At 37.1% G+C, this 8,015-nt stretch carries 7 protein-coding genes and 1 tRNA gene; 4 read left to right on the forward strand and 4 right to left on the reverse strand.

Annotated features, from left to right (window positions below; translation table 11 throughout):
* Positions 1-48 precede the first annotated feature (48 nt).
* Positions 49-1,833: a PINc/VapC family ATPase gene (locus ACNF42_RS02365; RefSeq protein WP_443338536.1), complete on the forward strand. Its 1,785-nt coding sequence runs from the start codon at positions 49-51 to the stop codon at positions 1,831-1,833.
* On the opposite strand, the gene ACNF42_RS02370 is transcribed toward ACNF42_RS02365, so the two are convergent.
* A complete protein-coding gene (locus tag ACNF42_RS02370) occupies positions 1,825-3,447 on the reverse strand; it encodes a formate--tetrahydrofolate ligase (protein WP_443338539.1) in 1,623 nt (540 codons plus the stop codon). The genes ACNF42_RS02365 and ACNF42_RS02370 overlap by 9 nt on opposite strands.
* Before the next feature lie 101 nt (positions 3,448-3,548).
* Between ACNF42_RS02370 and ACNF42_RS02375 the strand changes: the two genes are divergently transcribed.
* On the forward strand, positions 3,549-3,965 hold the full coding sequence (locus ACNF42_RS02375) for a metal-dependent transcriptional regulator (RefSeq protein ID WP_443338541.1): 417 nt from the start codon (positions 3,549-3,551) through the stop codon (positions 3,963-3,965).
* Positions 3,966-3,999: 34 nt separating this feature from the next.
* Here ACNF42_RS02375 and ACNF42_RS02380 read toward each other — a convergent pair whose 3' ends face one another.
* Positions 4,000-4,932, reverse strand: coding sequence for an asparagine synthetase A (locus ACNF42_RS02380; protein WP_443338543.1), 933 nt, complete (start codon positions 4,930-4,932; stop codon positions 4,000-4,002).
* Between the two features lie 133 nt (positions 4,933-5,065).
* On the opposite strand from ACNF42_RS02380, the gene ACNF42_RS02385 reads away from it, so the two are divergent.
* Both ACNF42_RS02385 and ACNF42_RS02390 read left to right on the forward strand, forming a co-directional pair.
* Positions 5,066-5,497, forward strand: coding sequence for an Lrp/AsnC family transcriptional regulator (locus ACNF42_RS02385; RefSeq protein ID WP_443338545.1), 432 nt, complete (start codon positions 5,066-5,068; stop codon positions 5,495-5,497).
* A gap of 121 nt (positions 5,498-5,618) precedes the next feature.
* Entirely contained in the window at positions 5,619-6,800 is a 1,182-nt protein-coding gene (locus ACNF42_RS02390; protein WP_443338547.1) for an MFS transporter, read from the forward strand.
* Positions 6,801-6,910: 110 nt separating this feature from the next.
* Here the strand turns inward: ACNF42_RS02390 and ACNF42_RS02395 are convergent.
* Positions 6,911-7,000, reverse strand: a tRNA-Met gene (locus ACNF42_RS02395).
* 10 nt (positions 7,001-7,010) lie between these two features.
* Positions 7,011-7,655, reverse strand: a complete 645-nt coding sequence (locus tag ACNF42_RS02400) for a 30S ribosomal protein S3ae (RefSeq protein ID WP_443338549.1) — start codon at positions 7,653-7,655, stop codon at positions 7,011-7,013.
* Positions 7,656-8,015 lie beyond the last annotated feature (360 nt).

Consider the following 8,015-nt stretch of genomic DNA (forward strand, 5'->3'; position numbering starts at 1 on the left):
TTCCACATTCCATGGGAATTAATAAATAATCTTAAATCCTATTCCTCTGTGGATTATATACCAGATACTTCGGTAATTGTAGATGGTCGCTTTACCAGGTTTATGAAAACAATAAAGGAGGGGAGAATTATTTTTTCGGAGGCCATGCTGGCTGAAGTCGAGCATCAGGCTAACGAAAATAGGGCAACAGGCTTTGCAGCTCTTGATGAGCTTAAGAAAATTCGAAAAATTGCAGAAAAAAACAATATTGAGATTTCATTCGCAGGCAAAAGACCTAACGACTGGCAAATGAGAAATGGAAAAAGTGGAGAAATTGATGAATTAATAAGAAACCTTGCGTGGGAAAATGAGGCCACCCTGGTTACTGGAGATATTATACAGAGGGATATGGCAGAAGTAAAGGGCATAAGGAACATTTACTTACCAGCTCAGACAGAAAAGGCATCCAATATCGAAGATTTTTTTGAAGAAAATACTATTTCTGTTCATATTAAATCTGACACTTTAGTGAGGAGGAAAGATGGTTTTCCAGGTTCTGTGGTTCTTACAACAACTGATATCCTCACGACTTCAAAGGAAACTGATGCGATCGCCAATAATATAATAAAAAGGGCAGGTAATGAAACAGGATCATTTATTGAGATGGACTCATCAGGGGCAACGGTAGTACAGCTGAAAAATTTCAGAATTGTCATAACCAGGCCTCCATTTTCAACATCAACTGAAATTACAGCAGTAAGGCCAATAAAAATCACATCACTTGAAGATTATGACCTTGATGATGAGATTATAGAGCATATAAAAAGTGGATCTGCGGGCGTTCTTGTGGGAGGATCACCGGGGGCTGGTAAGAGCACATTTGTTCAGGCAATGGCAAATTTTTTGAACAGACAGGGTATGATTGTTAAGACAATGGAAAGACCCAGAGACCTTCAGGTTGACCAGGAGATAACCCAGTACACAGGACTTGAAGGCTCAATGGAAAGAACCGGAGACATTTTACTTCTTGTAAGAAACGACTACACGATTTTTGATGAAATGAGAATAACTTCTGACTTCAAAGTCTATTCTGATCTCAGATTGGCCGGAGTCGGAATGGTAGGAGTTGTACATGCCACAAGACCTATCGATGCTCTTCAGAGATTTATTGGTAGAATTGAACTGGGAATGATTCCTCAGGTCGTGGATACAATTCTGTTCATAAAGAATGGAAATGTTGATACCATCCTGAAGATAGAACAGCACGTAAAGGTTCCAGAAGGAATGACACAGGAGGATCTTGCTAGACCGGTTATTGTGGTAAGTGACTGGTTAACCAGAAGATCCCTGTATGAGGTTTATTCATTCGGCGAGCAGATCGTAGTTGTTCCGGTCGAAACTGAAAATCAATCAAAAAAAAGTGTGGATGTAAATAAGATAAAAACCTATCTGGCAGACCACCTGAGAACAGATCAGATCGACGTTCAGATGTTCGGAACAAGAAGGGCGAAAGTTACAGTGCCTGAAAGCCTGAGACCTAAACTTATAGGACGCAAGGGGAGCAATATCAATGAAATCGAAAAAAATCTTGGCATATCTATTGATGTGGATACACTTGACGATAATAGAAAAATGGAAGTTCACGTGGAAACGAAAAATAAGATACTTTACCTATATTGCGGCCTTGAAAACAGACTTGTAAATGTGTATGTTGATGATATGATGATTCTGCAGGGAAGGACATCAAGCAAGGGTATAATAAGAATCAAAATCGATAGTGAAAATGGACAGAATATACAGAAGGCTTTAAAAAATGGAAAGAAAATTACGTTCGCTCCAGTCCAATTAGAATAGACCGGAGATTTTACCATTTTCATCTATATCTATATTTTCTGATGCAGGATGCAAAGGAAGCCCGGGCATAGTCATGATCTGACCCAGGTAGACGACAATGAACCCGGCACCTGATGATAATTTTATATCTGAAACAGTGACATTAAATTGCTCCGGAATTTTCAGCAATGACGGATTATCTGTGATTGAATACTGGGTTTTAGCCACGCAGATAGGTAGATTGGTGTAACCATTTTTTTCAAGATCACGTATTTTTTTGCCGACATTCTTTGGAATCACAACATCACTTGCTCCGTATACTTTTTTAGCCACTTGAAGTATTTTATCTTCCAATGTTTCCTTAAGATCGTATGCAAAATTGGGAGCCTTTGGATTCTTATCGCACGCTTCTATTACTTTATTGGCAAGATCAATTCCACCTGATGAACCATCTTTATATATTGTGGACATAGCATATTGTACATTTTCCTCTCCAAGAAGTTTCTCTAGAAGATTTATTTCCCCCTGTGTGTCATTTGAAAAACGATTAATCGCAACTACAGGTTCAAACCCGAAACCTCGGATGATTCCTATATGCTTCCTTAGATTTTCGAAACCATTTCTTAGGGATTCCAAATCCTCTTTTTCGTAATCGGAACTCCCTCCATGATACTTTAAACTTCTTATGGTGGCGACCAAAACCACTGAGGCTATCTTAAGGTCGTTTGTTCTGGACACAATATCGAAGAACTTCTCGGCTCCAAGGTCTGATCCAAAACCCGCCTCAGTCACCACATAGTCAGCAGCAGAAAGAGCTACCCTTAATGCCACCATACTGGAAGTCCCGTGAGCAATATTTCCGAAGGGGCCCGTATGAACAAAAGCTGGTGTTGATTCCGAGGTTTGTACGAGATTTGGCTTCAGGGCGTCAGAAAGAATAGCTGCCATTGCACCTTCTGCTTTCAGATCGCGGGCATAAATATTCTTCCCATCAAAATCTTTCCCTATGTATATGTTGCCCAGCCTCATTTTAAGATCCTGGTAATCCTTTGAAAGGCCCACTATGGCCATAATCTCTGATGCGGGAACTATAAGGAATGAATCTTTGGACAATATTCCACTCTCCCTTCCATCAACTCCCACTATTATGCTTCTCAATGATCTGTCATTCATGTCAATGGTTCTGTTAAACTGTATGGTGTTTACATCAATTCTCAGATGATTTCCGTGATAAAGATGATTATTGATTAAGGCACTCAAAAGATTGTGGGCCTGGGAAATTGCATAAAAATCCCCTGTAAAAGAGAGATTGATCTTATCGGATGGCTCGACCTTTGATTTCCCGCCACCAGTTGCCCCGCCCTTTATACCAAATACCGGACCCATTGAGGGCTGTCTGATAGAAACAATATTCTTCTTTCCAATTTTCCACAAGGCCATAGAGAGTCCAATTGAAGTTGTGGTTTTTCCCTCACCAGCTGGTGTTGGACTGATCGCAGTTACCAGGATTAATTTACCCGTTGGATGCTTATTTTTGAGAAAATTCAAAAAATCAACCTTTGCCATATACTTTCCGTATAATTCTATATGATCTTGCAGTCCTATTTTCTTAGCAATTTCAACTATATCATCCATAAAATCATCTTTGAAATATGATTGATTAACCACTTATAATTTTTGAGCCTAAGATATTCGACAAATTTATTATACGTTAATATCATTAGTATATATCTAATATGTCAAACGACACTCATATAACGAAGAAAGAGAGAGATACATTGATAATACTTGGAGAGCATATGAATGATGAGTTTCCAATGAGACTTGTGGATATTTCTTCAGAAATGTCTTTAAAGCCACCTACTACATTGAATCTTATCAAGAGACTTGAAACTAAATCTTACATTCAAAGGGAAAAGGGTATGATCGTGCTAACAGAAAAGGGCATTTCAAGATACAGAGAAATACTTGAGAACCACAGAATCATTGAAACTATGTTGGTTAAAAATGGAATGGAACTTGAAAAGGCCTGTCTCATAAGCGAAAATATAGACTTCCTGATAGATCATAAAAGCATTGATGATATATTTGAAAAACTAGGAAAACCTACGAAGTGCCCACATGGAAGAAATATAGAACAGTATCACCCGTGATTTCATCTAATTGAATAAAAAATATGTAGGATAATTACAAAGATAGTTTTCCTGGTATTTTTGGAAATGGGTGCACGTCTTCTATTCTCTTAAAGCCGCAGATGTATCTTACGAGTCTTTCAATTCCTATACCGAAGCCCGTGGATAACTCCAGACCTCCCTGCGCAACCTCGAGGAACCAGTGGAACTGCTCAAAGGTCTGACCTTTCTTTATTATCCTCTCTCGAATTCGTTCAATTTCATATTCTCTTTCTCCGCCACTTAAAGCCTCACCAAAGCCCTCAGGGTAGATCAGATCCATATCCCTTAATATACCAGGCTCGTCATCTTTCTCACGATCATAAAATTCTCTTTTATCTAAAGGAATGTCAATTATCCAGAAAGGCTCCTTCTCCTCCTTGGACTTTAAGGCTTCAAAGTCTTCCCCATAGTCTCTCAAAAGATCTAGATATTTAAATGATTTAAAGGGTTTTTTAGGTACATCCAGTTTTCTGCCAAGTTTTTCCAGAGTTTCTCTGTTCTTTTCCTTTACATATTTGAATGTCTCAATTACCAAGTCTTCCCCTAAATCCATCAACTCTTCCCTGTGTGCTCCCTTAATTTCAAGGTCTAATTGCGTAAACTCCAGTAAATGTCTTCCCGATGATGCTTTATCAGGAGTCTCCAATCGTACGTTTGGGGAAAAAATAAAAAACTTTGGAATTTCCTGAACAAGTATCTGTTTGTGAAAAATCATACTTTTTGTTAAGGAATATTTGAAATCACCATACAGGAAAGATGGATCATAAACGGGATGGTTTAGTGGATCTGTCACTACGGAAAAAATTACTGGGGGAGCCTCTAAAAATCCTTTTTTAATTAATGTCTCGGCAAGTATTCTTCTAACCGATGTGTTTACCTCTAGAGCATATCGTAATTTCTCGCTTTTCAACCTTTCAATCGTTGAACTTACTATTTCAGTTTCCATAAATCAAAAAGTAATACAGCATATATTACAATTAGTCTGAAAATTTAGACATTTTGATTAATATTTTCTAGTTAACTTTTAGATATTTTGACAAAATTCAAAAAATATATAATGTATATTGACATTATCGTGCATGGATGAGAAGGATAGAAAAATATTAACCTATCTTATGGACAGGGGCAGAGATAAAATTGCAGATATTTCCAGAAACCTTGATATCCCCAGAATTACAGTCCATGAGAGGATCCAGGGTATGATAGCAAGGGGCACTATTAAGAAATTTACAGTTGTTCCTGACTATGCAGAAATAGGGATTCCAGTGGTTGCTTTTATTTTTGTCTCATTCAGACCAAGTGGTAAAATCACACAAAGAGATGTTGCAAAGTCCATATCCCAGTTCAGGGAAGTTGAGGAAGTATATATTATCGCAGGACAGTGGGATATCCTGGTAAAGGTAAGGGCTGCAAGCAATGAAGATGTTGGGAAATTTGTCCTAGACAAGTTGAGAGGAATAGAAGGTGTAGAAAAGAGCGAGACAGTTAGCGTGTTCTCAGTTGTTAAATAGAAAAATTATTCAAAATTTTAAACCAATATCTTGAACCATTATTTTCCCTTGGACTTTTATGCACTAGATTATTTTTCATGTTCAAAAAGTATTATCTATATACTTTTTATGGTTCCGTTTAATGGACAACGTAAAAGTTGTTACAATCTCTTCAATTTTCCGTTCTCTCTCATATTCCACTATTTGGATTTTTAGTTCAATTTACGTTACACTCATTTTAGGTATGCCTATATTTTTTGCTTCTCTCATATTTTTTGTTGGAGGTGTGATATCTTCCATAAGTCAGATAGTTGGAGGAAAAACTGGGGATAGGTTTGGATACAGGAAAACCTTCATTGCATCAATGACTCTAATTGCATTTATGATGCTGATGCTTTCCCTCCTGAAATCAATAAGCGGAACTTTTGAAAGTTACTCCATATTTTTTGTTGTTCTGATGGGATTGAACTCTTTCCAGTCCCCATCGTCAAATGCGTTGGTTTCAAATGACAGCAGTGTAAAATTGAAAGGTTTTTCTATCATCAGGATAGGGAATAACCTTGGCTGGGGTCTGGGGCCTGCAATTGGTGGTTACATTATCAATACCACTGGTTTCGGTTTTTTGTTTATTTACTGCTTCTATATGAGTTTAATATCTTTCCTCATATCCTTTTTTGTAAACCAGGTAAAGGTAACCGAAGAAAGGAAATTAAATTTTAAAACGAGTAATTTTTCCTTAATTTTACTTTCGATAGCGGCTTTGTTACTTTTTATGGTTCAGGCTCAGGAAACCGTTACACTATCCATATTTTCTGACAGAATGCTGGATGGGAACTTCACTAACATAGGTTTAATTTACATGACAAATGGAATCTTTGTGATATTACTCCAGCCTTTAATGTACAAGGTTTCAATCAAAATAGGATCCTACTTTTCGCTTTTGGTAGGATCATTCATTTACACTTCTGGGTACCTATCTTACGGTTTGGACAGCAATTTTCTTGGACTTATTCTATCTACAATTCTTCTAACATTTGGTGAAGATCTTTCATTTCCAGCTGGATACGCCATTGTTGCTGAAATATCAAGAAAGGATAGAATTGGAACCAACATGGGTATTTATAATGCCTTCATGTCCATGGGAAGGGCATTTGGACCTCTTCTTGGAGGATATGCACTGAGCAATTTTTCATCATCTATTATGATATGGATATTGGCAACATTGCCTGGCTTCATTTCTTGTATTCTTCTAATAATATCATTAGGCACGATTGAAAAGTACAGGAAAAAATTCAATGAAGATATTAATGGGAAAAAAACATAAAATAGCAATTGGAATTGGATATAATAAAGGTCTCACAAAAAACAACTATCAGCAACAATTTAAAAATTTATAAAAAGCCATCAAACATTATTTGTTAGGCGATGAATATATGCCGGGATCGGGGATCGAACCCGAGACCTCCGGATTTCTCAGAAATTAATCTTATGAGTCCGGCGCTCCACCTACTAAGCCACCCCGGCCCAAAAAATATTATTCTTGTACTGGCTCTTCTTCTTTAGCCTCTTCTGGAACAGAGAAGTTGTATTTTTCACCAGTATCAACCAATTCAGACTTCCTGAATTCAAGTTTCTTCAATGGGTAAATTTCCTTGACGCCCGTAAGTATCTCATTTATGGATTCATCGGCCATCACATATCTGGCAAACTCGAAATAATCCATATTCTTTGTCCTTTCTTTAACTATATTTATTATGGCGTTTCTTAACTCTACCCTCTTGGCTGATGTAAGTTTACCATCTATAATGGCAACTATTTTCAACGTAAATGTATAATTGTCCGTGGTTTTAACATCCAAAACGATATCGATTTTTTCCTTTCTTCTTCTTACCATTCTTCTAATATAATCGTCGTTTACTGTGTGACCTATGAATAATGTACTACATTTCATGCCGGTGCAATCAACGACTTTGAAATTTATTTTAGCATTAGATCTCTTGAAGTTTCCAGTAAAATCCGAAATCGGAATCTCTATGGTCCTACCCTTAATTTCTTCACCACTGTTGCCTGGAGTCATACCTATTTCCTTACCACCAAGTTGATTCGGTGCCATTATGGTAAACCATTTTTTCTCTTTCCACTTATCTTTTATTCTTTTTTGACCTCGTTCACCAGCCATTTAATCCCTCTGAGTGTAAATTAGCAATCTAACCCTTATAAAAACTCTGGAATTAAATGTTTCGCTTAGCGAATTTAAAAGTTTGTGTGTCTGTGTCCTCTTATTTTTTTATATAGCAATAGAAGGATAATTACAAAAAAGCCTTGCTAAGTTTGTTGTATAAATCCTTAATTTTTTACAACTGAAAAAGTTATGGATATAGGGAATATAATACACTACAGACTTTTCCTATAAACCTCCCATGAGAATTCTTTTTATGACCGATCTTTTCACATTTCCAATTAAACGTAATGCGGAATCCGCATTCCAGCCATGAATTGACTGCTATGCGAAAGTAAAGCTTTATTCATGGGATCAGCA

Origin of the sequence: Cuniculiplasma thermophilum (genome assembly GCF_052315355.1) — an archaeon.
Lineage (GTDB): Archaea > Thermoplasmatota > Thermoplasmata > Thermoplasmatales > Thermoplasmataceae > Cuniculiplasma.

Excerpts from the sequence above, each read along its gene's own strand:
- ACNF42_RS02380 (WP_443338543.1), bottom strand. The coding sequence starts at position 4,932 with ATGGAAACTGAAATAGTAAGTTCAACGATTGAAAGGTTGAAAAGCGAG.
- ACNF42_RS02385 (WP_443338545.1), top strand. The coding sequence starts at position 5,066 with ATGGATGAGAAGGATAGAAAAATATTAACCTATCTTATGGACAGGGGC.
- ACNF42_RS02370 (WP_443338539.1), bottom strand. The coding sequence starts at position 3,447 with ATGGATGATATAGTTGAAATTGCTAAGAAAATAGGACTGCAAGATCAT.
- ACNF42_RS02375 (WP_443338541.1), top strand. The coding sequence starts at position 3,549 with ATGTCAAACGACACTCATATAACGAAGAAAGAGAGAGATACATTGATA.
- ACNF42_RS02390 (WP_443338547.1), top strand. The coding sequence starts at position 5,619 with ATGGACAACGTAAAAGTTGTTACAATCTCTTCAATTTTCCGTTCTCTC.
- ACNF42_RS02400 (WP_443338549.1), bottom strand. The coding sequence starts at position 7,655 with ATGGCTGGTGAACGAGGTCAAAAAAGAATAAAAGATAAGTGGAAAGAG.